Source organism: Sphingomonas sp. Leaf257 (genome assembly GCF_001422185.1).
GTDB lineage: Bacteria > Pseudomonadota > Alphaproteobacteria > Sphingomonadales > Sphingomonadaceae > Sphingomonas > Sphingomonas yabuuchiae.
In genome coordinates this window covers 333,967-357,277 of sequence record NZ_LMMH01000023.1, presented here as the reverse complement: position 1 = coordinate 357,277, position 23,311 = coordinate 333,967, and the positions used below count along the sequence as shown (strand labels likewise).

Annotated in this window: 17 protein-coding genes and 1 pseudogene; 10 read left to right on the top strand and 8 right to left on the bottom strand. The window is 62.5% G+C overall.

The features are described 5' to 3' along the window. Nucleotides 1–34: 34 nt before the first annotated feature. Both ASF14_RS22045 and ASF14_RS12375 read right to left on the bottom strand, forming a co-directional pair. The gene (locus ASF14_RS22045) at nucleotides 35–2,920 is read right to left on the bottom strand and encodes a PAS domain S-box protein (RefSeq protein WP_082442221.1); all 2,886 of its coding nucleotides are present in this window, start codon (nucleotides 2,918–2,920) and stop codon (nucleotides 35–37) included. 223 nt (nucleotides 2,921–3,143) lie between these two features. Then, nucleotides 3,144–4,040: an AraC family transcriptional regulator gene (locus tag ASF14_RS12375; protein ID WP_056435138.1), complete on the bottom strand. Its 897-nt coding sequence runs from the start codon at nucleotides 4,038–4,040 to the stop codon at nucleotides 3,144–3,146. A gap of 148 nt (nucleotides 4,041–4,188) precedes the next feature. Between ASF14_RS12375 and ASF14_RS12370 the strand changes: the two genes are divergently transcribed. Then, the gene (locus tag ASF14_RS12370; RefSeq protein ID WP_056435136.1) at nucleotides 4,189–4,914 is read left to right on the top strand and encodes an SDR family oxidoreductase; all 726 of its coding nucleotides are present in this window, start codon (nucleotides 4,189–4,191) and stop codon (nucleotides 4,912–4,914) included. Between the two features lie 397 nt (nucleotides 4,915–5,311). Further along, the gene (locus ASF14_RS22550) at nucleotides 5,312–5,782 is read left to right on the top strand and encodes a DnaJ domain-containing protein (protein ID WP_082442220.1); all 471 of its coding nucleotides are present in this window, start codon (nucleotides 5,312–5,314) and stop codon (nucleotides 5,780–5,782) included. A 140-nt stretch (nucleotides 5,783–5,922) separates the two neighbouring features. On the opposite strand, the gene ASF14_RS12365 is transcribed toward ASF14_RS22550, so the two are convergent. The 4 genes and pseudogenes from ASF14_RS12365 to ASF14_RS20860 form a co-directional block, all read right to left on the bottom strand. Continuing rightward, nucleotides 5,923–6,108 (bottom strand): helix-hairpin-helix domain-containing protein, encoded by a 186-nt coding sequence (locus ASF14_RS12365; RefSeq protein ID WP_056435132.1) that lies wholly within the window; start codon nucleotides 6,106–6,108, stop codon nucleotides 5,923–5,925. 196 nt (nucleotides 6,109–6,304) lie between these two features. After that, complete coding sequence (locus tag ASF14_RS12360; RefSeq protein WP_056435127.1) at nucleotides 6,305–7,252, bottom strand: SMP-30/gluconolactonase/LRE family protein; 948 nt, start codon at nucleotides 7,250–7,252, stop codon at nucleotides 6,305–6,307. After that, the gene (locus tag ASF14_RS12355) at nucleotides 7,249–7,734 is read right to left on the bottom strand and encodes a hypothetical protein (RefSeq protein WP_056435125.1); all 486 of its coding nucleotides are present in this window, start codon (nucleotides 7,732–7,734) and stop codon (nucleotides 7,249–7,251) included. Before ASF14_RS12355 ends, ASF14_RS12360 begins: the two co-directional genes overlap by 4 nt. A 258-nt stretch (nucleotides 7,735–7,992) precedes the next feature. After that, nucleotides 7,993–8,196: pseudogene (locus tag ASF14_RS20860) on the bottom strand (IS3 family transposase); the annotation flags it as partial. On the opposite strand from ASF14_RS20860, the gene ASF14_RS22285 reads away from it, so the two are divergent. Next, nucleotides 8,155–8,433, top strand: a complete 279-nt coding sequence (locus ASF14_RS22285) for a transposase (protein ID WP_082442219.1) — start codon at nucleotides 8,155–8,157, stop codon at nucleotides 8,431–8,433. The pseudogene ASF14_RS20860 and the gene ASF14_RS22285 overlap by 42 nt on opposite strands. Nucleotides 8,434–8,642: 209 nt before the next feature. On the opposite strand, the gene ASF14_RS12345 is transcribed toward ASF14_RS22285, so the two are convergent. Beyond that, a complete protein-coding gene (locus ASF14_RS12345; RefSeq protein ID WP_056435123.1) occupies nucleotides 8,643–10,817 on the bottom strand; it encodes a catalase in 2,175 nt (724 codons plus the stop codon). Between the two features lie 166 nt (nucleotides 10,818–10,983). Here ASF14_RS12345 and ASF14_RS20855 point away from each other — a divergent pair, with 166 nt between their 5' ends. The 4 genes from ASF14_RS20855 to ASF14_RS12325 are packed head-to-tail and all read left to right on the top strand — an operon-like array spanning nucleotide 10,984 to nucleotide 14,295. Continuing rightward, entirely contained in the window at nucleotides 10,984–12,018 is a 1,035-nt protein-coding gene (locus ASF14_RS20855; RefSeq protein ID WP_082442218.1) for a glycosyltransferase, read from the top strand. Further along, complete coding sequence (locus ASF14_RS12335) at nucleotides 12,015–13,013, top strand: hypothetical protein (protein ID WP_056435459.1); 999 nt, start codon at nucleotides 12,015–12,017, stop codon at nucleotides 13,011–13,013. The genes ASF14_RS20855 and ASF14_RS12335 overlap by 4 nt, the downstream gene beginning before the upstream one ends. Beyond that, the gene (locus tag ASF14_RS12330) at nucleotides 13,010–13,663 is read left to right on the top strand and encodes a PIG-L deacetylase family protein (protein ID WP_056435121.1); all 654 of its coding nucleotides are present in this window, start codon (nucleotides 13,010–13,012) and stop codon (nucleotides 13,661–13,663) included. The genes ASF14_RS12335 and ASF14_RS12330 overlap by 4 nt, the downstream gene beginning before the upstream one ends. Then, entirely contained in the window at nucleotides 13,660–14,295 is a 636-nt protein-coding gene (locus tag ASF14_RS12325; protein ID WP_082442217.1) for an SAM-dependent methyltransferase, read from the top strand. The genes ASF14_RS12330 and ASF14_RS12325 overlap by 4 nt, the downstream gene beginning before the upstream one ends. A gap of 96 nt (nucleotides 14,296–14,391) precedes the next feature. Here the strand turns inward: ASF14_RS12325 and ASF14_RS12320 are convergent, their stop codons facing one another. Next, a complete protein-coding gene (locus tag ASF14_RS12320; RefSeq protein WP_082442216.1) occupies nucleotides 14,392–17,265 on the bottom strand; it encodes a M16 family metallopeptidase in 2,874 nt (957 codons plus the stop codon). A gap of 803 nt (nucleotides 17,266–18,068) precedes the next feature. On the opposite strand from ASF14_RS12320, the gene ASF14_RS12315 reads away from it, so the two are divergent. The 3 genes from ASF14_RS12315 to ASF14_RS12305 all read left to right on the top strand — a co-directional run bounded on the left by ASF14_RS12315 (nucleotide 18,069) and on the right by ASF14_RS12305 (nucleotide 23,215). Next, a complete protein-coding gene (locus tag ASF14_RS12315) occupies nucleotides 18,069–19,664 on the top strand; it encodes a flavin monoamine oxidase family protein (RefSeq protein ID WP_156361161.1) in 1,596 nt (531 codons plus the stop codon). 571 nt (nucleotides 19,665–20,235) lie between these two features. Beyond that, entirely contained in the window at nucleotides 20,236–22,647 is a 2,412-nt protein-coding gene (locus ASF14_RS12310) for a TonB-dependent receptor plug domain-containing protein (protein ID WP_236697045.1), read from the top strand. 61 nt (nucleotides 22,648–22,708) lie between these two features. Next, the gene (locus ASF14_RS12305) at nucleotides 22,709–23,215 is read left to right on the top strand and encodes a RidA family protein (RefSeq protein WP_056435113.1); all 507 of its coding nucleotides are present in this window, start codon (nucleotides 22,709–22,711) and stop codon (nucleotides 23,213–23,215) included. Nucleotides 23,216–23,311: the final 96 nt, after the last annotated feature.

Sequence of the window (23,311 nt, the reverse complement as noted above, 5' to 3'; positions counted from 1 at the left end):
GGATTTGACGGACGACGGAGCGTGAACGGTCCGGCTAGAGTAGGGCAACGGCTTTCACGATATTGCTGAGGGGAACAGGCTTTTGCAGTCGGACGACCTCGGCAAGGTCAGCCGGGACCGCATCTGGGTCGTATCCCGTCAGGAAGATGAACGGTACGCCGCGTTCCTTAAGCGCATGCGCGATCTCAAAGCGTGGTCCGCCGCCGCCGAGGTTGAGGTCCAGAACGGCATGGGTCGGCGTTGCCGTCTTCAGCAGATCGAGCGTCGCTTCTTCGTTCGGGCAGGGACCAAGCACCGTGGCGCCAGCGCCGCGCAACACAGCAGCGGTGTCTCCCGCGATGTAATAGTCGTCCTCGACGACGAGCACATTGCAGCCCGTCAGATCCGGCGCTCCGGTCATATCCAGCGTTCCTCCAAATACAGCCGTTGGTGTCGGAGCGTCCGTCTCCAGGATGCTTTCACCTTCTTTCAGCGGAAATTCCAGGCGGCAGCATGCACCGCCCGGCTCGATGCCAAGTCGGCCCGTCCCGCCCAGTTCGTAAGGTATTCTGCCTTCGATCAGGTCGCTGCCGAACCCGCGCCTGGTCACTGGCCCGCGAGCGGGAGCACCAGCCTCGGCCCAGTCGATCGCCAGCCACGTGCGGCCGCGCTTCTCGAACGGCGCCCATTCCACCCGCAAGAGGCCTTCCGGGACGGAAAGAGCACCATATTTCAGGGCATTAGTCGACAGCTCGTGGAGCGCGAGCGTCAGCACCTCGACCGCCTTGGGCGACAGCTGCACATCCGGTCCGACCAGTTCATACTGGCCGCCGCCGCTCGCCTGGGCGCTGACTTCGCTTTCGACGATATCCCGCAAAGAGCCGCCGGTGTTTACCTGCCGGGTGAGCAGCGCCTGCACGCGGGCGAGTGCGAGGAGTCGTCCTTCGAGCAGGTTTCCATACTCGTTCACGTCCGCCGCGCCGTCGGCTGACCGTCGCGTCATGGAGCGGATCATCGCCATGATGTTCCGCACCCTGTGCTGAAGCTCGAGCAGAAGCACGCCCTGATGATCCACGGCGAGTTTGGCCTCGGTAACGTCCTCGGCAATCCCGCCGATCCGCTGGAACTGGCCCGTGGCGTCCTCCAGTGGAAAATCGGTGTTCCTGATCCATCGAAAGGCGCCGTCGGAGGACCGCTTGATGCGGAATTCGTGGACGACTGTCTGCCCCGTGCGCGCCGCCTCCAAACAGGCAACAGCTTCATCGCGATCATCGGGGACCACCATGACTGCCCAGCGCTTCACATCCCCCAGCAGTGCATCGGGTTGGACGCCATAGATCGCGGCGATGGCAGGGCTGGCGAATTCCATGTCCAGGCTGTTCGCTTCTCGAATCCAGAGACCGGCTGCAGAAGCGTCGGCGAATTGTCGGAACCGCTCCTCGCTGTTGCGAAGAGCCCCTTCACCGCGCACGCGCTCGGCGGCCTCCCAGGCGCGTTCGGCGGCTTCCTCAACCAAGGCGATCTCGGCGGACGTCCAGCGGCGTGGAACCTTGCTCGTGACGCCCAGCGCAAAGATCGGAGCACCGTCACGGCGCAAGGGACGCGACAGAAGCGCGGCGACATCCATCGATTTCAGGGCAACCTTATCCGCTTCGGATAGGGTCGGGTCGTTGGCGGTATCGTCGTAAACTAGAGTTTTCTCGAAAGTCTGGCGGCCTGCTTCAGGAAAGTCGGTAAAGCGAAGCGTGGCCGGTAGCGGCGCCATGTCGGGCGCGCGGACCTCATAGAGGACATTGGTCAAGTCGGCCGTCGGATTGTGCCTGGTCGCATAGCACCTGTCGACGAGCAGCTCCTCGGCAAGCAGTTGAACAGCGCGCTTGATGAGTGCCTGTTCGTCCGACTGCGACCGTATCGCGTCGGTGAAACGCAGCAAGAAAGCCTGGCGCTGTTCGCTCTGCCGCAGGACTATCTCGACACGCTTGCGGTCCGTGATGTCACTATAGAGCACCGCAAAGCGATCGCCGCCGCGCGGGAATACGTTTATGCGCAGCCACCGATCGACATGCTCGAAATAATGTTCCTCGAGTACCGACTGGCCACTGTCGACCACCTGAGCGTAAGTTTCCACATACCAGGGATCACGCCCGGGAAACGCCTCTGTGGCACGCCGGCCGCGGAGCGTCTCCGGAGCCATGCCGGTGTGGTGCACGATCGAGGGGTTCAGATCGATGTAGCGAAAGTCCACCGGATGGCCGGCATCGTCCCGTACAAGTTCGCAAACGGCAAACCCTTCGTCCATTTCCTCGAACAGTGTCCGAAACTTCTGCTCGCTTTCGCGCAGTGCCGATCGTTCGACTGCGGCTTCGTCGAGGGCGGAGGTGATTTGGAACGCGGCCGCGGCGAACCGCGCGAGGCTCTGCAAGATGCGCGCATCTTCTGCATCGAACCGTCCGTCTGGGGTATGCTTGATGGCCCAGAGGGTGCCGACTGCCTTGCCCTCTGCGTGCCAGGGCGTGAGAAGATTCTCATAGATACGTGGCTCGACACCCCGGAGGGTCGGAAAGAACCGCTCGGCCTTGTCGAACAGCAGTACGCAGTTGCGTTCCATCACCGTTCCGCAGGGGCTCGCCTCGGCGGGCATCGTCCCATGAAGATTCGGCGCGAACGCGCCCGCGGCGGCGCACCAGCGGAGGACTCCGCCTGCTCCATCAGGCTCTAATATGCTGATGCCCGCCGAGTCGGCATGGCACAGCTCCATGACGAGCTCGGCACACTTCTGCAGCACCCCGCGTGGGTGAGCCGCCATCTCCTGGGCCAAGAGCCCCAGCGCTCCGTTCTCGCGTTCGTAGTCTGGCGGCCGGGAGGGCCGGTTCGCCAGTTCGGCCGTGATCAGGACGTCATCGACCTTTGGGACGGGGCCGGGATTGGCAGTGCTCGTCATTCTAGTCTCATAGAGCACCGTCGAACCTTGGCTGCTCCAAAGATCAAGAACCTAAGTGAGGAAAAGGGCATTTCTCTGCAATGGACTGAACTATGCTAGGCCGGCCGGGGGGCTCTTATCGGCCTGCCTCTCCGTGCCGCCGCAAGCCGCCAGGCTCTGATGTCTCCCATCTAATCGAACCGACCTCAATAGTTCGCAGCGGCGGTTGCGGCCCACGCCATCGTCACAGCGCCACGGCCGCTGCTGGCGCAGCGTGGAGCCGTTCGATGTCGGCACGTGGAGGCGCACCGAATAGTCGCCTATATTCTCGGCTGAATTGTGATGGGTTATCATAGCCGACGGCAAAGCCTGCCGTGCTCGCCGTGGCACCCTCCGTCAGCATCAGGCGTCTGGCTTCCTGCAACCGCAGCTGCTTCTGATATTCCAGCGGCGTCATGCGGGTGATCGCCTTGAAGTGTGCGTGGAGCGAGGAGGCGCTCATCCCGGCCTCGGCTGCGACGTCGTCGATGCGGATTGGCGCATCGAAACGCCGGCGGATGGCGGCGATCGCGCGGCTCACCTGATTGAGATGGCTGCCAGCGGTTGCGACGTGACGAAGCATCGGGCCGTGCGGTCCGGTGAGCAGGCGATAGAGGATTTCGCGCTCGATCAGCGGTGCCAGCGCGCGGATCGTGTCGGGTCGGTCGAGCAGTCCGACCAGCCGGCATGCCGCGTCGATCAGGTCGGGATCGCCGGGGTAGACGCCGAGCACCGGCAGAGCCGTACGGGCCACCCCGCTGCCCTCGCTCGCCATGAGATCGGCCAGCATCGCGGCATCGAGATCGATCTTGCAGCAGAGATAGGGTCGCTCAGGACTCGCATCGAGCACATGACCGACCAGCGGCAAATCGACCGAGACCAAAAGGTAATGAGCCGCATCATAGATCACGCTGTGCTCGCCGATCGACACCCGTTTCGACCCCTGGGCTATTATGCAAAGGGAGGCCTCGTAGACGGCAGGCGTGGGGGTGCTCGGTGCGTCGGCCCGGATCAGCGACACATGCGGCATCGCCGTGCTGCAAATGCCTGTACCCACGACGTGTCGATCGATGAGGGTGGAGAGTTCGGCGATCCGGTTCATGCCGACGATCCTTCCCCACTCGCGCGTCACGGGCAAGCGTCCGGCGCGAAATCTGGAGGATCGTGCAAGCCATTCGGGCGATCGCTCTACCGCCCGACATGGCCGATGGCCCATCTGTGTTCCGTCACCACAACGGAAAGGCAGCATCATGGCAGGAAATATCGACAAGGTCGTCCTCATCACCGGCGCGTCGAGCGGGATCGGTGAGGCAACTGCGCGCGAACTGGCTGCGACCGGCGCCCGGCTGTTCATCGGCGCGCGTCGCGGAGAGCGTTTGAAGGCACTGGCGGGGGAACTGGGCGAGACCGTCGCCTGGCGGGAACTCGACGTCACCGACGGCGCCGACTTCGACGCGTTCGTGGAGGCCGCTGAAGCGCGCTTCGGACATGTCGACGTGCTGGTCAACAATGCGGGTGTGATGCCGCTTTCGCCGCTCGCTGCGCTCAAGCGCGACGAGTGGAAGCGGATGGTCGACGTCAACATCCACGGAGTCCTCAACGGCATCGCCGCCGTGTTGCCCCGGTTCGTGGCGCAGAAGAGCGGCCATATCGTCAACGTCGCCTCGGTCGCCGCGCACATGGTGATGCCGACCGCTGCGGTTTATTGCGCCACCAAACATGCCGTACGTGCGATTACCGAGGGGCTGCGGCAGGAGCATGACGAGGTCCGCTCGACGTTGATCTCGCCGGGCGTGGTCGCCACCGAACTTGGCCATGACATCACCGATCCTGAGATTGCGGCGGCACTGACCGGATGGCGAAAGAAGTCGCTGACGCCGGACGCGATCGCGCGAGCCGTTCGTTATGCCATTGAGCAGCCGGAGGGTGTCGACATCAATGAGGTGATCGTACGCCCGACCGCAGCGGATATGTAAGTGCTTGGGCGTGCCGGTGCCGTAACTGGCACGCCCAACCGACGGGTTCGTCCCCATGGACCAGCGGCAAGTATCGGACAGCTAGGAGCGGATCGGCAACAACCCGGATTGGGTCGATGCGACCTCCCTTCGTTCGTCGAAGAGAATGCGTTGCGTAATTCTGTGGGGGCAGGCCGATGCCGATCACCCATTCCGGTACGCGACGGGCATATCGGCGTGTGTTCCAGGTCGCTGAGGCGATTGTCGTTTTGTCGAAACACCAAAGTTGCGTATGAAGGTAGTAGCCATCTGACGGTTGGTGCCAAAAACCGCACTTCGCATCGCCGAGAGGGCTCGATTGCGATCGCCCGCCAAATGGACGTTCGTTTTTTGCGTTATAGCGACAGGTGACAACCATATGGCTCTATCACCCGATTATTACGCCGTTCTCGGGGTGCCCTCGACGGCCAGTCGCGACGCTATCCACTCCGCGTGGAAGGCACTGCTTCGTCAATATCACCCCGATGCCAATCATGGTGTGGACGTTTCTGCTCGCGCCAAGGAAATCAATGAGGCGTATGCCGTTTTAGGCAAGAAGGAAGCCCGCGCGGCCTATGATCGTTTGCAGTCCAGGCCGTCCGCCCATCAGGCTACTGCGGATCGCCCGCTTCACCCAAGGAAAGCGGGCAGGCGGCCTATGCGACCTAACCCGTCAATGCAGCCCAGCGGTAGCTTCTCGCAGCCGCTAGATACCAACGACTGGCTGATCGGCCTGCTACTGCTGATCCTTACCGCCGCACCGTTGGGGACGATCCTGGTTCTGTGTTACGAGGAGTCCGGATCAACCTCTACCGTCCGACATGGCGTGACCGTTCACCGCGTTCCTTAGCTTGCCGCCAAAGCCGTCTACACGTTGTCGGGCACTGGGCGCGAACGTCGGCAGCCTGGCTCTTGAAAAGTGGCCGAAGTTGAGCAGCGGAAAAAGGATCACGAATGTTTGATCCTGAGTCCTCATCGCATTGAACAATGTCATTCAACCGAGACGGCTGCCTCGGCCCCGTTCCACTTGCCCGCGAGGCCCGGCACCTCCTCGAGTTGGCGCACCTTGCTAAAGCTGCCACGCTCATCCCGATATCTCACGATCTCGAAACCATGCCCTCTCAACTGGGGCACCGCGTCCAGTTCCGCAGCGATCGCGCTGTTCAGGTCGATCATCAACGTCTCCTATTAATCGATATGAACGAACGGTGCTGGATGGTGTGCCATCGATTGCCAGATGGGCGTTTATTTGTCGGATCGGGGGTCCGAGGCTATGCCGACGTGATGTTATCCCTATCCGGGTATTACAATCTCGGGCCGCGTATCCCTTCGGAATGCCGCCCTGCCGGACAATCGGTGCAACCGACGGTGGCTATGCCAGATTCAGCATCCAAAGGTGTACGCCGCCAGTCACAAATAGGCGCTCTTCGCGGATGTCGAACGCGCAATTGCTGCATGTGTCAGGGGTCGGTACGGTCGCGAGATGCGTGCCGGCGGCGTCGAACAGCTCGACCCCCTTTGCCGAACTGCTCCATAGCCAGCCGCGTCGGTCGACGGTGAAGCCATCGGGTATTCCTTCGGCCACCGTCGCGAACTGGCGTCGGTTCGACAGCGTGACCCCGTCCCAGTCGAAGGCATAGATCGCGACCTCGCCCTCGCCATGCTCGGGTGTCTGCGAGGCGTAAAATGTCCGCTGATCGGGCGAGAAGGCGAGGCCGTTGGGCTGCGCCATGTCGGCCATCCGCTGCACCGCGCCGTCATTGCCGATCCGGCAGATCGCGGTGCGCCCGCTTTCCGAACCGCCGGGCACGCCTTGTTTGGGATTTTCCAGTCCGAAGGTCGGGTCGCTGAACCAGATCGCCCCATCCGGGGCGACGATCAGGTCGTTGGGCGCGTTAAGACGGCTGCCCTCTGCCGCCCATGCGATCGGCGTTGCAACGCCTTTACCGTCGGACCGGCTGATCGCGCGACGACCATGTTCGCAGTGCACCAGTGCGCCATCCGGCAGCACGGCATTGCCGTTGATGAATGGCGTCGCGTCGAGCAACACGTCGACTGCACCGTTCTCGCGCCAGCCCAACACACGGCGGCCGACAATGTCGCTCCATACCAGCGTTCGTTCGCGCGGCCACCAGGTCGGCCCCTCGCTCCAGCTCGCCCGGTCGTACAGCGTGACGAGCCGGGCGTCACCGAGCACCGCGTTCGCGTCGGCATGGTGGATCACAGGGGGTGCCACCTCGGTCGGCTCGGGCGGTCCGGGCTGACGCAACCGGGCAGGGATCAGCAGCGGGGCGAGCGGCGTCGCCTGTGCGTCCGTCATGCCCCGAACGGATCGCGTGTCTGCGCGGCGGGTGACGTAGCGAACTGGATCATGATCTGGAAACAGGGCTCGTCGCCGATCTGGCCCGATCGGTGCCCCTTGCCATCGGTCGTGCCTTGGTCCTGGCCGAAATGGATGTCGCCCGGCCCCATTTCCACGCGATTTCCGTCCATCGTCTCGATGAACCAGCGACCGCGCAATGGAATCACCCATTGCGCCTTGGGACTTTCGTGCCAGTCCCCGACCCAGCCCACCGGCAAAATCGCGAAGTTGATCGCGCTCACTTCGCCGGGGAACGGCCGCATCCATTGCGGGTCCGCTCCGCCGCCCACACTTTTCTGACCAAAGCCGGTCATGTGCGACAGGTCGATCCGGCTGCCGCCATCCGCGCCGGTCCACATATGGAGGAAGGGTAGCACCGGCGGCTGCTCGGCATCGGTGCCGTCATTGTCCAGCGTCACCCCGGTCGGCAGATCGGTCATCCTCGTTTCCTCCACCCTGACGACCCGGCAGGATCGCGCAGCGATGGCCTAACGGCGTGGGCGCGCGGAGGTTTCGTGCGATCCGGAACGTCGCGGGCTTCGTAACCGGCGGCGCGGTTTCACGATTTGGCGCGATCGCCCAGGCGGGATTCGTCGTCGTCGCTGCCGAATATCGCGTCGTGCCCGATGTCTTTCCGCCGCCGCTCGAGGATGGCACCCTCCGCAGCCTTTCCAACGGTCCTTCGGCCCGTCGGAACCTTGGGCTGCTCCGCCCACCACGCGGCGGGAATACAGGTCGATCATGACCGCCAGAGACGGCTTGCCGCCATGGCTGCCGGGCCGGCGCTCATAGCCGATCTGCGCCTTGATGCCCGCCGATCTGGTTAATCTGGCAACCCGGTCCGGGCAGCGGGTTTCGCCGTGATCCAGCAGGTCGTCGTGCAGCTTGCGGTATGCGGCGATGCCGACCAACTGCGCGGCTCGCCGCGCGATGCAGGTGCCGTTCCGGTCATCCCCGGCCGGCGCAACCGTAAGCGCATCATCCGCTATGATAAAGATCGATACCGCGGTCGGCACCTCATCCAGAACGCCTTCTGCCGCCTCAAGGAATTCCGTCGCGTCGCCGCTCGCTATGACAAGCTCGCCGCCAACTTTCTCTCGGGCGTAACCCTCGCCACCGCGTTGGCCTTCCGCCTCTGATTGGGTCTCGGTCCTGAAAAGATGGTGGATACATCATCTTCCGAATAAATTAAAGGTATATGAATAGTTGTACCTGCGAACCAATTAGCGTCGCAGATTCAAGGAAAGTTCATTTGTCGAAGATATAAATATCGAGCACAATCGCCTATTTGAATGCTGTAGCGAACGGGAAGGTCCTGTAAACCTTCCCGCTCCCTTAGATGCTGTAGTTACGAGTGCAGCGACGCCGCATCGAGATCCACATTCAACTCCCGCGACCAGAGGCGCAGTGCGCGGCACTGGCCGACGAAGGTCTTGGCGTCCTTGGCCTTGGCAAGGCCGACAAAGCCTTCGTCTCGTTCCGTCACCCCGGCGGCGTCGAACAGGGCGTTGGCGGCGTCGTTGTGACCGATGAATTTGCAATGGGCGAAGGCATCGGCGACGAAGTCCTTTGCTGTCGCATCCTTGGCGAGCATGGCCACGCCCGTCTCGGATGGCAGGACGGCCACCGCATCGTACAGCACCGAGGGGCCGCCATCGATCTTCTGCTTGGCGGCGACCTTCTTGCCGTCGTCGAGCGTCACGCCGCCGATTTTGGGCGCGACGACCTCCCACAAACCGCCTTCAGCCTCCAGCGCCTTGGTCAATGCGGCGAACAGATCGGCGCTGCTGCCGTCCGTTAGTAGGATGCCCATCTTGCGCCCCTTGAAGTCCTTGGGACCGTTGGACAGGATGCTCAGCTTGGTCGAGGGCGGTAGGTCGAGCGTCGGTTTTGCGGCCTTTGCCGGTTCGGGCAGATCGAGCCCCAATCCATCCGCGACCGTTGCAGCCAGTCCTTCGTCGATCAGGCGCAGATGCGAGACGGCGCGCGCGCGGATATCGACCCGCTCGACCTTCGACAGTTCGAACACCAGCGCGTCGCCGATATGCTTCTGCTCGATGGGCTGCTGGCTGACAAAAAACTGCCGCGCCTGGCTGTAATGGTCGGCAAAGGTCTCAGCGCGGATACGCTGCTTGGTGCCCTGTACCTCGGCGGGGAAGCTGCGATAGCCGATGGTCGGGTTCTCACGCGGCCCGCCATCGGGGCCCCAGCTATTGGGTTCGTAATTGGCGCGCCCCTTGGGGTTGCGCATCGCCATATGGCCGTCCTGCTGGAAGTTCATCACCGGGCAGCGCGGCGCGTTGACCGGGATATGGGTGAAGTTCGGCCCGCCCAGCCGCTTCAGCTGCGTATCCAGATAGGAGAAGTTGCGCCCGTGCAGCAGCGGATCGTCGGAGAAGTCGATGCCCGGCACGACATTCTGGGTGCAGAAGGCGACTTGTTCGGTGTTGGCGAAGAAATTGTCGACATTGCGGTTCAGGGTCAGCGTGCCGATGATGCGGACAGGCACCTCCTCCTCGGGGATCAGCTTGGTCGAATCGAGATGGTCGAAGGGCAGGCGGTCGGCCGTTTCCTGATCGAACAACTGAACACCCAGATCCCATTGCGGAAAGTCGCCGCCTTCGATCGCGGTCCACAGGTCGCGGCGGTGGAAATCGGGATCGGCTCCGTTGATCTTGACCGCCTCGTTCCACAGCACCGATTGCAGGGCCTGGCGTGGTTTCCAATGGAATTTGACGAAGGTCGACTTGCCCTCGGCATTGACCAGCCGGAAGCTGTGGACGCCGAAACCCTCCATGGTGCGGAAGGAGCGTGGGATCGTCCGGTCGGACATCTGCCACATGACCATATGCCACGCTTCGGGGCTTAAAGACGCAAAGTCCCAGTAATTGTCGTGCGCCGACTGGGCCTGGGGAAAAGCACGGTCGGGCTCCTGCTTCACGGCGTGGACCAGATCGGGGAATTTGATCGGGTCCTGGATGAAGAAGACGGGGATGTTGTTGCCGACAATGTCCCAATTGCCTTGTTTGGTATAGAATTTGACCGCGAAGCCGCGCACGTCGCGCGCGAGGTCCATCGACCCCTTGTTGCCCGCGACCGTCGAGAAGCGGACGAATACCTCGGTCTGCTGGCCGACCGTGCTCAGCACATCGGCTTGGGTGTAATCGGCCAGGCTGTCGGTCAGTTCGAACACGCCGTGTGCGCCATAGCCGCGTGCATGGACCACGCGCTCGGGGATGCGCTCATGGTCGAAGTGGAAGATCTTTTCGCGCAGGATGAAGTCTTCGAGCAATGTCGGTCCCCGCTCGCCCGCGCGCAGGCTGTTCTGATTGTCCGAGACGGGAACGCCCTGTTGGGTGGTCAGCGTCCGAGCCGTGTCGTCGGTGCTCTGGTGCGTCTCCCCCCCATGGCCCTGTGGCTCGGCATAATGCGTGGGCGTATCCGATCCGGCAGGAAGGGCAGGGGGCGTGGTGGACGTCTCGCCCTTTGTCGCGCCTGCGCGGGACTTCGTTTTGTTCGCCATGATGCTGCCTTTGCGTCGTTGAGGAATGCCTGCCTTCCCAACGCGCGGATCGAACAATCGCCCTCTCACTAAATGATTGATATTAATCAAGGCTTATCGGAGGCACCTGTCGTACACATGCGTCATTGATCTGGATGGGTCGCCGCAGTCTGCCGGGCATGGGAGAATGATTCTGAACGAGGACCTCCCCCTGGTCATCTGTGTTCCGGCGCGCAACGAGGCGGTCCTGCTGCCCCAATTGCTGTCGGCGATCGCCGGACAGTCGGTGGGCGGGAATGGCGTGCACCTCTGCCTGTATCTCGACGATTGCCGGGACGGCAGCCGGGATATGCTGGATCGTATGCAGCCGGTCTTGCCGTTCGGGGCGACCATTAAGCTGGGGCCTCGGGATACGGAGCCCAATGCAGGCATGGCCCGCCACGCGGCGCTGGCGATGGGCCTCGAACGGCTGGCGGGCGCAGAGGGGCTGTTGTTCACGACCGATGCCGACAGCATGCCGCATCGCGACTGGATCGCGGCGGGGCGCCGGGCCCTTCAGGAGGCGGACGTGGTGGCGGGGCGTATCCTTCGCTTCGACGCGACGCGCGATCCCCGGCAGTGCCGCATCGAACGCTATTATGATCGGCTCCACCAATATCGACGCCTGGTCGACCCGGTGCCATGGGAGGCGCGGGATAGCCATCATTTCGGCGGGGGCGCCAATATAGCGGTCCGCGCGTCCGCCTATCGCGCGATCGGCGGGTTTCGGCCCCTGCCATCCGGCGAAGATGCCCGGTTTCTCGATGATGCGGCGAGGGCCGGTTTCCGTGTCCGCCGCGACGGGGCCATGGCGGTCGACACGTCTTCCCGCCGCGATGGACGGGTCGCCGGGGGCCTTGCGGACATGTTGCGAGCGCTGGACCACGGTGAAGTGCCATCCATGGCCGACCCACGCGGATCGGCATGGCAATGGCACGCACAGGCGGCGGCGCGACGGAGTTTCGCGACGATCAACCAGATGGATGTCCGCGTAGCGCTGGGGCAGATTTTGGGCCTGACGGCGGATCATGTTTTGGGCGTGGCGCGCGACTGTCCCAATGGCGAGGCATTCGCGATGCGTATCGTTCCGGCGCCCGCGGTCCATGACGCCATGGTGTCGCTGACCGCGGCCGAAGACATTCTGGGCGAACTGGAAAGCCGGTGGTGCGAGGTCGCGGCATGACGATGATGGCCGATCAACTGAAAGCTGCGATCGCTGGCCTGGGCTGGGCCGATGATCCGCCCGGCGATCCGCAAACGGCGGACGAGCTGATCGCGCTGCTGGCGAGGCTATACGAAATCGGCCGCAGCGACCTTCCGCTTGCCCGCCTGGTCGAGGGGCATGTCGATGCCGTGCAGATCGTCCGGCGCTACGGCACGGCCGCTCAGGTCGACATGCTGCGCCGTGCCTTAGTGCGCGGCGCGACGCTGGGGATGTGGAATGCCGGGCTGCCTGGCGAGGCGTTGCGGCTGGACGACGGGCGGCTGAGCGGCGGCAAGAGCTATGCCTCGGGGGCGGGTGTGCTGAGCCATGCGCTGGTCACGGCGGACACGTCCGCGGGCGTGCAACTGCTCCTCCTCAACCTTTCGCACGTACCTCCGGCGATCGATACCGATTGGTGGCGGGTGATCGGCATGCAACGATCCGAGACCCATCAGGTGCGCTGGCATCATGCGCCGATCACCGATGCGGATCGGATCGGCCAGCCTGACAGCTATGCGCGCGAGCCCTTTTTCAGCGGCGGCGCGCTGCGTTTCGTGGCGGTTCATGCGGGCGGGGTGGCGGGCATCTGCGACCTTAGCCGCGATCATCTGGTGAAGACGGGGCGCTCCGACGACCCCTTCCAGGCCGCCCGGATGGCCGAGCTGTTCGCACTGGCCGAGGGTGCGGCCGCCACCGTGCGGCGGACGGCGCGGCTGTGGTTCGAGGATGTGGACCGGGGCGATGAACCGCGCCTGGCGCGTGTGGCGGCGGCCCGACTGGCGGTGACCGATGCGGCCGAGCGGGCGATGGTCGTCGCGCGCGAGGCGGTGGGGCTGGCTGGCCAATTCCATGGCCATCCTCTGTCGGCCATGCTCAGCGATCTGGCGGTCTATCTTCGCCAACCCGCCCCCGACGCCCAAAGGCTCCGCATCGGTCGCGCGGTTCGACAGGGTCTGTTGGTGCCAACCTTTTGAAGCTGGATCTCAAAGCCGTTCGCCGCGCGGTGGTTGTCGCGCCCCATCCCGATGACGAGATCATCGGGGCTGCTGGCTTGATACAGGCCTTGCGGCGGCAGCGCAGCATGATTCGGGTTATCGTGGTCAGCAATGCCGCTGCCTCGCATCCCGACAGTGCCGCGTGGCCCCCCGCACGGCTGATTGACGCGCGGCGCCGGGAAAGCCTGCTGGCGCTTCGCCGTCTGGGGGTGACGCGTGATCATGTGACCTTTTTGGGGCTGCCCGATGGCGGGCTTTCCACGCGACCGGTGCTGTGTCGTCAGCTGCTGAGCCGGGCAATATGTCATTGCCGGGATTTGGACATGCTCGTCGGCCCCGCCATGACCGACGCGCATCCCGATCACCGGGCCGTGGCGGCGGCGCTTTGGGATACGCGGTTCGCCGGACGACGCATGACCTATCAGGTCTGGCCGCCGCAACGCGCGAGGTTCGCCCGAGGCCGGACCGTTACGCTCGCGGGCGGGGCGGCGGCGAAGCGATCGCTGATCCGGATGCATCGCACCCAATTGGGGGCGATCACCGACGATCCTCATGGCTTTGCCATCGCATGCCATGAACTCGCGGTTTTCGCGCACCCGGTCGAACAGTTCGTCGAGGACAGGCGATGAGGCCTATCGATCTTACGGGTTTCGCCGAGAAATTCGCAGCCCATGACGACCCGTGGCGAACATATTCCGACCGCGACGAAGCCGTGAAGCGCGCGGCGATCCTGCATGCCCTGGGGCCAGGCCCCCTTGGCCGCGTGCTGGAGTTGGGAAGCGGCAACGGATCGAACAGTCGGGCCATGGCCGCTCGCGCCTTGCGTCTTCATGCGACAGAGGGGACCGTCGAGGGTACGGCTCTGACCGCCCGCGCCATCGCGGATCGCCCTCGCGCGCGCGCCATCCGCTTGGCCTTACCTGCACGCTTCCCGCAGAGGAACTATGATGCGATCGTGATCGCGGAACTCCTCTATTATCTTCCCCCGCAATCGATGAGGCATGTCGCCAAGTGCGTCGCCCAGGCGCTACGCCCCGGCGGACGACTGGTGCTCGCGCATCACCGCATCGACTATTACGACTTCGCGCAGCACGCCGCCGGGATACAGCAACGCTTTCTCGACCTGACCGGCACGTCCTGGCGGACGGATACGGTGCGTCGTCAAAGACGATGGCATGTCATCGTCGCACGCCCGATTTGCGAGGCCCGCCCCGGCGGCCAGGCCACTTTCGACCTTCATACTTCCGCATTCCAGCGATAGTAGTTCAAGGGAAGTGTTCGATAGCTCTCAAGAAAAGGCGCTATGATCCGGGAAGCTCTACTGTCAGCATCAAATGCCCATATTTGGGGCTTGCCGCTAGCGTTTTAGCTGAGTTTTCAACTCCGGCAGGACCTTGATTTCAAACGACGGGGCGGATGGGGCGGCAAAGCGACGGACTGCGGCTCGGACCTGGTCGGGCGTCACTGCCTGCCTGCTGGTCACGCCGTCCCGGATTGCGGCGACTTCCGCCGGATTGTCCAAGTTCGCCATGATGAGGCCAGCCCAAAAGTCGTTGCCCTTTGTCGCGCGCTCGATGGCGCCCACCGTCGTTGCCTTGGCGCGGGCAAAGGCATCGGCATCCGGGCCGTGCGCGGCTATATCCGTGATGACGGCCGTCAGCGCTGCCTCAAAGTCGGCCATCCGGTCGGTTCGAAGCTGGGCACCGGCGACGAGGGCGCCATAATGCGGAATGTCGCCGCCGCCGTAATTATAGCTCACGAACGGTGCATAGCTGCCGCCCTGGGTTTCGCGGAAATCTTCGGTCAGGCGGGTCTGGATCAGGCTTGCCGCAAGTTCGAGCGCCCGTCCGGTCGTGACGTCATCGAACAATCCCTGCGTCGGCCATATGCGTGCCACCATCGCCTGTGTGGGGTCGCCGCGATGCTGAAACACGACAGGATCGGCGGCAGGCAAGGACGCGGACACCGCGCGCTGCGCCGCATCCAATGGCACATTCTCACGGGAGGGCAGGGTGCCGAAGCTCTTGGCGACCGCCGCGATGATCGCGTCCCGATCAAAGTCGCCGACAACGCCAACCTTTACCGGTCCCTGGCTCAGCCGCTGCTGCCAATAGGACTGGAATGCGGGCAGCGTCACCGCGTCGACCTCAGTGATCGGCGGTGTCGCCCGGAAACGTGTATCGCCGCCAAACAGATAGGGAGTGGCGAATGCGGAGAACACCGCCCCAGGTTGATTGTAGATAGCCTGATAGGCGGCGTTCGTCGCGTCCTTCAGCCGCGCCAGCGGGGCGGGTCGATAGTTCATCTGTGTCATGGCGACCGTCATCAGCCGGAACATGTCGGCGACATCGTTTCGGTCGCTATCGCCACGCAGCAACACCCCGTTCAGGGCGGTCCCGATCCCGAACCCGACCGCTCGCCCCGACAGAAGGCGGGTCAGTTCGTCGGGGGAAAGGCCACCATAGCCGCTCGCCAGCAAGGCGCCGTTCGTCCATATGAGGCCCGGATCGTTGGGACGTTCGCCCAGCACGCCATGCCCGATCAGCACACTGACGCGGATCTTGTCCTTTTCGAAAGCCGTCGGCTTGAGGTCCAGTTCGACGCCGTTGGAGAACAGGACGCGCTCCACGTCCAAACCCGGCACGATCGATGTCGAGGCGACGGTGGCCGGATGACCGGATAGCTTCAGGTCATCGAACGACACGGTGCGAACGGCCGCCTCGCGACTGGCGGCCACCTGTCTGGCACCGGCAAGAGCCGTCTGTACCGCCGCGTCCCCGCCCGCAACCGGCGTCGAGCTGTACACGATGAGTCGGGGGTCGGGGGACAGAAGGCGTCGGATGGCGGCTTGCACGGTCGTCGGCGTGAATGCCTTTTGCTGCGCGACGAAGAGGTCGCGGTAGAATGTGCTTGGCCCGGACACGTCTCCCTGGTCGACGTCGCCGATGAAGCTGTTCGCCAAATCGGCTGACGTGCGGGTATCCTGCTCCGCGATCCGGCGGTCGAGCATCTTGGTGACGAAGGTCACCTGCTGGTCGATCTCCGCCTGGGTCGGGGGAGACGCGATCGCACCGTTCAACACGCCATAGGCCGTGTTCAGCGCCGCCTTCCATGCGCCGGGTTTGGGAACGACACCTACGGTCAGTTGATCCTGGACATGACGGCTGGCATTGAGGGCCACCCCGGCATTGACGACCGCCTCGCCCTTTTGCGCCTCCGTCCCCAGACGGGCGTTCAGAATGCCGACCGCGATCCAGTCGAGATATTGCCGCTGCTGACGCGACACCGTCCAGGGACGATCGTCATGCGGCGTGACATAGGCCAGCTGGAAGCTGTTGGGGATCAAGGGATCGGTGACGACCGCTGCAGGCTTTGCCGGGCGGACAGGAGCGCCGTAATCAGGTTCGCTCGGTTCGCTTCCCGAGGCAGACCAGTCGCCGAAGGCGCGGCGCACACCGGCCTCCAGCATGGCGGGATCGGCATCGCCGGCCACGACGACCACGGTGCGCGACGGCCGGTACCAGCGTTTGTAATAGGCCTTTAGTCGTTCGGCACTGGCGGCATCCAGCGTCGCCTCCGACCCGATGACGTCGCGGTCTGCAGCCTTGGTCCCGGCCAAAAGCAGCGGATTGGCGATCTGCTTCACCTTCTCGGCCATTGGCGGCATCCGCAACGCGCGTTCCGCCAGCACGACCTTGCGCTCGGTCGCCAGCGCGACCGGATCGATCGTCGCACGGCTCATCATCTTGGCCAGCACGGCCATCGCCTGATCATAGGACGTGCCATCATTCTTCGGCAGGTCGAGGACGAAGGTCGTGGCGGTCAGCGTGGTAAAGGCATTGGTGTCGCTACCGAAGCTGGCGCCGAGACGCTGCCATATCTTGATGCCTTCGCCATCCGCGAAATGGTCGGTGCCACGGAATACCATATGCTCGAGCATATGGGTCCAGCCCTGCTGCTCGTCGGTTTCCATCAGCGCGCCGTCAGCGACCCTGATCCGTACCGAGATAGTGCCGGGGGGCTGCGTTCCGCGGCGTACGGCGAAGCGGAGGCCATTGGGAAGGGTGCCGGTACGCCACGCCGGATCCAGCGGAATTTCGCTCCCGGCGTTCTGCCACGACGTCGGCAGGCTCTGGCTGATGATCGGCTTCGTGGCAGGCGCCTGGGCCAGAGCGGATGTCGAGGCCATAAGCGATAGGGTGAGGTACATGCCGCGCGTAATAATCATCATGACTTAGTGGCCTGACTTGGAATTTGTTGCGCCTAAAATCCTTATTCAAATGGTTGATGCCGTTTTGGATGGAACTCAAGAACTATTTGTAAATATGATTATTAAATATGGTGTCATGAGTAGTGAGATTACACGATGGAAGTTTGATATGTGTGTTGAAATACGAAATTTTGTATTTATAGCAAGTAATTGGAAGGAGTGAGGCGCGGCGTCATTCCAGGTTGTAATGAGGCATGGGCGGCGGTTAAAGAATTCGCTCGTAGTGCCGTAGCTTCTGGCTCAAATTGCTCGACGTGCCGGCGAAGGCTGGCGTGGCCACTTAAAATACCGCGATCAAGCTTATAAAAGCGCAACGCTTGGCGCTTAGCCGGAAAATGGGCCGCCTGATCCACGGGGCGCTCGCATGATGGGCGGGCGAGCAAGCCTGTCCTGAGACTGTCGAGGGGGCTGGTCGAATGCGTTGCCTCCCGACATAGGCGGCGGTTCCAACCGGCCATGCGGTTCGCCACCCGCTACGTCCGCCTCGCCGCCGACTTCCTCCCAGGCGCGCCCATTGTAACCGCGATCGCTATCTGGCTCGAATTTCTGCCAATGCGTATTCATAAACAAGTTGCAGTTTCATGAAGATTAGTTTTCATTTCGAATCACTCACCGATCGAGTGAGTGACCGAAAGTTGCGTGTCTACCCTTTGGGTGGCTGCCCGCGACCTGTGATCCTGACGCTGAAGAGGATGCTGATGGCGTGGTGACGGTTTCATACCGTCGCCCTGTTCAGCGTTCGAGCCAAGGGGAATGGGGTAGCTATGGCGACACGGCGCACGGTACTCGGTAAGCTGGGAATGTTGGCGGGGCTTGGCCCCATGATGGGGGCCATGCAGGCTTTGGGCATGGCAGGTTTCGCCCATGCCGAGGATTGGGTGCCCTTGCCGACGGAGGTTGGTCACGGCCGGCATGTGGTGGTGCTGGGGGCCGGTATCGCGGGTCTGGTGGCCGCCTATGAACTGGAACAGGCCGGTTTCCTCGTCACCTTGCTGGAAGCGCGCGATCGAGTCGGGGGGCGCGCCTGGACGGTTCGCGACGGCGACCGGATCGAAATGATCGGCGAGGCTACGCAGACCGCTCGGTTCTCCGACGGTATCTACTTCAATGCCGGCCCGGCGCGGATTCCAAGCTTTCATCAGGGCTTGCTCGGCTATGCCAAGCGGTTCGGCGTGCCGATGGAGGTGGAAGTCAATTCCAGCCGTTCCGCCTACATCATGGGCGACGACGGGTCGAAAATCCGGATGCGCACCGCGATCAACGACATGCGCGGCCGGATCGCGGAACTGTTGGCCAAGGCGATCAACCAGGGGTCGCTCGATCGTGAGCTGACGGCGGCCGATCGCGAGCGGCTGACGCCTTTCCTCAAGGCCTATGGCGATCTGGACGCGACCGGCGGCTTCAAGGGGACGGAGCGCTCCGGTTTCGGAAATGCACCGGGGGCGGGGGTCACGTTCGCATCACCCTCGACGGCGCTGCCGCTGGAGCAGTTGCTGGCCAATCAGCGCCTGCCGATGACGCTGTTCGAAGACAATCTCTACATGCAGGCAACGATGTTCGAGCCGGTGGGCGGCATGGATCGTATCCATGCCGGCTTCGCCCGCCATCTTCATCGCCCCCCGTTGCTGGGCGCCGAAGTCACGCAAATCCGTCAGCAGCCTGCGGGCGTCGAGGTCGTCTATCGCGATCGCAGCAGCGCTGTGGTGAGCCGGGTCAGCGCCGATTACCTGATCTGCACTATCCCGTTCCCGGTACTGGCCAAGATCGACACTAACTTTTCACCGCGACTGAAGCAGACGGTAGAAAGCGTAAAATATGATTATTCCAACAAGGTAGCGTTCGAAAGTCCGCGCTTTTGGGAGCAGGAGCAAATCTATGGCGGGCTGTCCTTTGTCGGTGGGCCGACCACCCTGGTCTGGTATCCGTCCGCAGGCCTGCATAGCGAGCGCGGGATGATTCTCGGCTGCTACAGCTCCGGGCCGGTCGCCGCAGAATTCGAAAAGCGGCCGATCGCGGAGCAAATCGCCTTTTCGCGTGGCGTGATCGACCGCTTACATCCCGGACATGGCGCGGACTGCGTCAATGGCCTTGCGGTCAATTGGCACAAAATCCCCTTCAGCCTGGGGCCATGGCCCGACTGGAATGCGGGCAGCGCAAATGGTCGCCAAGAGGGGCATATAGATACGCCTGCCTTCCGCTTTTTGCAGGAGCCGGAAGGGCGGATCTATTTCGCGGGAGCCGCCCTTAGCCAGACGCCGGGATGGCAGGAAGGCGGCATTCAGTCGGCGCGTCGCCAAGTCACTATGCTCGGGCGCCGTGTCGCGAGCGAGGGGGCTGCGCGGGCATTGCGCAGGACATGATTGGCGTCGGTAACTTCGGCTCCGACAGTACGGCCCGGCGGCGTGATGCGCAAATCATTCCACGGACTTGGTCAAGACGTGACCCGTAGGAGCTGCCATGAATGCCTATGGGGCGGAAAGGCTACTACTGTGCCAATCAGGGCAAAGTATAAGTAATCGTTCGACCGTGTCCTGGATGATGGCAGCCAGCTTCGGTGCCGATATTGCGTCATTTTTGCAATAAATGTCTCAATGTCAGATAATTGAACAAATTCATGATACTTTAGAAATAACGATTGCAAATAATAAGCTGATAGCAAATGATAATGTCAATCCGGAGGAATGCATAGAAAATAACGATAAATAATCGGGTGAGGATCCTGTCTGTTTATTGTAAACAAGGGGGATTGCTATGACTCGACGTGATCGTGTGTCCTATATAGCGTTGACTGCTTGTTATGTGGTGGGTCTGGCCCATCCCGCCTTTGCGCAGCAGGCAGCGCCTTCCTTAACGCCGGTCTCTACAACGGTAGAGCCGGAGCCTGCCCTGACCGGATCCATGTCGCCCCCGCAAGACGGTGGCGAGATTATCGTGACCGGGACGCGCGCCACGGGAATGACCGCCGTGGAAAGCGCTGCCCCGATCAAGGTGCTGGGCGAGGAAACGCTCAGCCATGTCGGGCAGCCGAACCTGAACCAGGTGCTGACGCAGCTCGTTCCATCTTTCACGGCACAAGCCTTTGGGGGCGATACCGCCAATCTCACCCTCTCTGCGCGCCTGCGGGGTCTCAGCCCGAACCATGCGCTGGTGCTGATCAATGGAAAGCGGCGTCACGGCACCTCCAACCTGGCCGTTCTGGGCGGACCATTTCAAGGCGCGGCGACTGCTGACCTCGATCTGATCAGCCCGTCATCGATCAAGCGTATCGAGGTTCTCGAGGACGGCGCAGCCGCGCAATATGGCTCGGACGCGATCGCGGGCGTCATCAATATCATCCTCAAGGACGATGCGGAGGGCGGTGACGGATATATCACGGCCGGGCGCAACTACAGCGTCGGCGGCGACACGCTCGCGGGCACGCTGCACCTGGCGACGAAGCTGGGGGATAGCGGCTTTCTGAACGTGACAGGCTTTCACCGTTTCCATGACTTCACACGGGTAGGCGGGCTGGATCGCCGCGTTACCGACATCAACGGCACGCTGCTGACCGCGACGTCCAGTCCGTCACTGAACGCGACGCAGCGACAGCTTTATCCGCTGATGGCCGGTTTTCCCTATGTGAACTGGATCAATGGCGATGCCCAGTCCTCGCTGACCAACCTGCAGTACAACACCGCCTATAAATTCGGTGAAGTCGAAGTTTATAGTTTCGGCACCTATTCCAAACGTATCGCCAGTGCGTATCAAAATGTTCGTGTCCCGACGCGGGTCGCGCGCACGGTTGCCGGGGTTACGACCTATTTCGATCCGGATGGCGACAATCCGCCCAACGGATTCAATCCGCGCCAGAAAATTCGCGAAGATGACATGGCCTTCACCGGCGGCGTGCGCGGCGACGCCGGTGGTTTCCATTACGATCTGTCGACGACATTCGGGCAGGACAAGGCCCTGATCTACACCATAGACTCGGCCAATGCCTCACTATACGCCGATACCGGCTTCACACCGACGAGCTTTTATAACGGCCTTTTCAAATCGACGGAATTCACGGTCAATGCGGACCTTCGGCGAGAGATCGAGGCGGGCCTGGCGGCTCCGATCACCTTGGCCTTCGGTGCGGAATATCGCCGCAACGTCTATGAGATCGGATCGGGCGACGCCGGCTCGATCTACAAGGAGGGCGGACAGTCCTATCCGGGTTTTCGCCCATCCGATGCGGGCGTCAATGCAAGGACGGGTAAGTCGCTTTATGTCGATGTCGCCACCAACCCGATCGACGAATTGAAGTTGGACGTTGCCGGACGTTACGAGCATTATTCCGATTTCGGCAGCCGTTTCATCTACAAGGGCACGGGGCGTTACGACTTTTCGGATGCCTTCGCACTGCGCGGCACCTTCTCGACCGGGTTCCGCGCCCCGACGCTTGCAGAATCCTATTATTCGGCCACCAACGTCTCGCCGACCGCCGCGTTCGTCCAGTTGCCCGCCAATTCGGCGGCTGCAAAGCTGATCGGCTTTCAAAATCTGAAGCCGGAAAAATCGACGAACTATTCTCTTGGCACGGTGATCCGGCCCGCGTCCGGTTTCACCATCACGCTTGACGCCTATCAAGTGCGAATCCGCGACCGCATTCTGGGCACGGGGTCGATCTTCGGCAGTGGCGGTGCCGTCAATTTTCCGGTCGTGACGCGCGCCATCATCGCCAACGGCAATGTGCTCGATCCGACGGTCAACCAGACCGGCATCAACATCTTCACAAACGGCGCGGACACACGGACACGCGGCGTCGATCTGGTAATGACGTACATGTCGGACTTTGGAGATTATGGCCGCGCGAACTGGACCATCTCAGGCAACTACAATGAAACCAAGCTCACGCGCCTGATTGCTGCACCCTCAACCCTGACCAACCCCGCCACGGGGCAGATCATTCCGCTCTTCAATCTCGGCGCCCAGTCGAATATCGAGACGGCATCGCCGCGCGTGAAGGTCATCAGCTCGGTCCTCTACACCATCGACAAATTCTCGATGATGCTACGCGGGACCGTCTATGGCAAAAGCTCGGCGCAGCTTAGCCCGGACGGCGGCACATTCTACAACCAGGAGATTGGTGCGACCTTCATCGGCGATATCGAGTTGAACTACGATATTACACCCAACCTCGGCATCGCATTGGGCGCGAACAACGTGTTCAACAAGCGGCCGCCGACCGTCCCGCTGGTGCCCGGTACGTCGAACCAGACCCTGGTGAACGGCGGCAACGTGCTCGACGCGCCGCTGACCTTCAGTCCCTATGGTATCAATGGCGGCTATTACTATGCGCGCCTGAACGTCTATTTCTGATACTTCCCGGCGGGCGTCTCCATGATGCCCGCCGTCCAGTCATGAACCGGAAGGATATGCCATGCCGTACCGCCCGATCGCTGCAACCCTATTCGCTCTTGCCGCCGCGACAGGCGCGCAGGGGCAGAACGGACCCGTCATCCGCCATTCCAACACGCCGCCAGGCCTGATATTGCAGGGCGTGACGGTAAAGCCTGGCGCGACGACGCTCTATCTGTCGGGGCAGTTGGCCGCTCCACTCGATGCCGCCAGCAAGAAGCCGCCCGCGCAATTGACCGTTGAGGACTTCGGCGACACGAAGACGCAGACAGTGAGCGTCTTGAACAAGATCAAAACGATCCTGGCCGCGCGAGGCTTTGCGATGGCGGACGTCATCAAGATGACCGTCTTCGTCGCCGGCGACCCCAAATTGGGGGGCAAGATGGACTTTGCCGGGATGAATGATGGGTTCAAGCAATTCTTCGGCACGGCCGACAACCCGAACACCGTCGCCCGATCGACGGTTCAGGTGGCCGCTCTGGCCGCACCGATGTACCTTGTGGAGATAGAGGTGGTCGCAGCAAAATAGGACTATATCGGATCCCATATTCAGCTGGAGTTTGTACCAAGGCCTTGGAATCTTACCACGCGACGGCCAGACATATTGGAATTGGAGCTCGTTGAT

What these genes read in the sequence shown, in the direction of transcription:
- ASF14_RS12320 (WP_082442216.1), bottom strand. Translation starts at nt 17,265, where the DNA reads ATGATGATTATTACGCGCGGCATGTACCTCACCCTATCGCTTATGGCC.
- ASF14_RS12305 (WP_056435113.1), top strand. Translation starts at nt 22,709, where the DNA reads ATGCCGTACCGCCCGATCGCTGCAACCCTATTCGCTCTTGCCGCCGCG.
- ASF14_RS12360 (WP_056435127.1), bottom strand. Translation starts at nt 7,252, where the DNA reads ATGACGGACGCACAGGCGACGCCGCTCGCCCCGCTGCTGATCCCTGCC.
- ASF14_RS12370 (WP_056435136.1), top strand. Translation starts at nt 4,189, where the DNA reads ATGGCAGGAAATATCGACAAGGTCGTCCTCATCACCGGCGCGTCGAGC.
- ASF14_RS12365 (WP_056435132.1), bottom strand. Translation starts at nt 6,108, where the DNA reads ATGATCGACCTGAACAGCGCGATCGCTGCGGAACTGGACGCGGTGCCC.
- ASF14_RS20855 (WP_082442218.1), top strand. Translation starts at nt 10,984, where the DNA reads ATGATTCTGAACGAGGACCTCCCCCTGGTCATCTGTGTTCCGGCGCGC.
- ASF14_RS12315 (WP_156361161.1), top strand. Translation starts at nt 18,069, where the DNA reads ATGGCGACACGGCGCACGGTACTCGGTAAGCTGGGAATGTTGGCGGGG.
- ASF14_RS12355 (WP_056435125.1), bottom strand. Translation starts at nt 7,734, where the DNA reads ATGACCGATCTGCCGACCGGGGTGACGCTGGACAATGACGGCACCGAT.
- ASF14_RS12325 (WP_082442217.1), top strand. Translation starts at nt 13,660, where the DNA reads ATGAGGCCTATCGATCTTACGGGTTTCGCCGAGAAATTCGCAGCCCAT.
- ASF14_RS12335 (WP_056435459.1), top strand. Translation starts at nt 12,015, where the DNA reads ATGACGATGATGGCCGATCAACTGAAAGCTGCGATCGCTGGCCTGGGC.
- ASF14_RS12375 (WP_056435138.1), bottom strand. Translation starts at nt 4,040, where the DNA reads ATGAACCGGATCGCCGAACTCTCCACCCTCATCGATCGACACGTCGTG.
- ASF14_RS22045 (WP_082442221.1), bottom strand. Translation starts at nt 2,920, where the DNA reads ATGACGAGCACTGCCAATCCCGGCCCCGTCCCAAAGGTCGATGACGTC.
- ASF14_RS12345 (WP_056435123.1), bottom strand. Translation starts at nt 10,817, where the DNA reads ATGGCGAACAAAACGAAGTCCCGCGCAGGCGCGACAAAGGGCGAGACG.
- ASF14_RS22550 (WP_082442220.1), top strand. Translation starts at nt 5,312, where the DNA reads ATGGCTCTATCACCCGATTATTACGCCGTTCTCGGGGTGCCCTCGACG.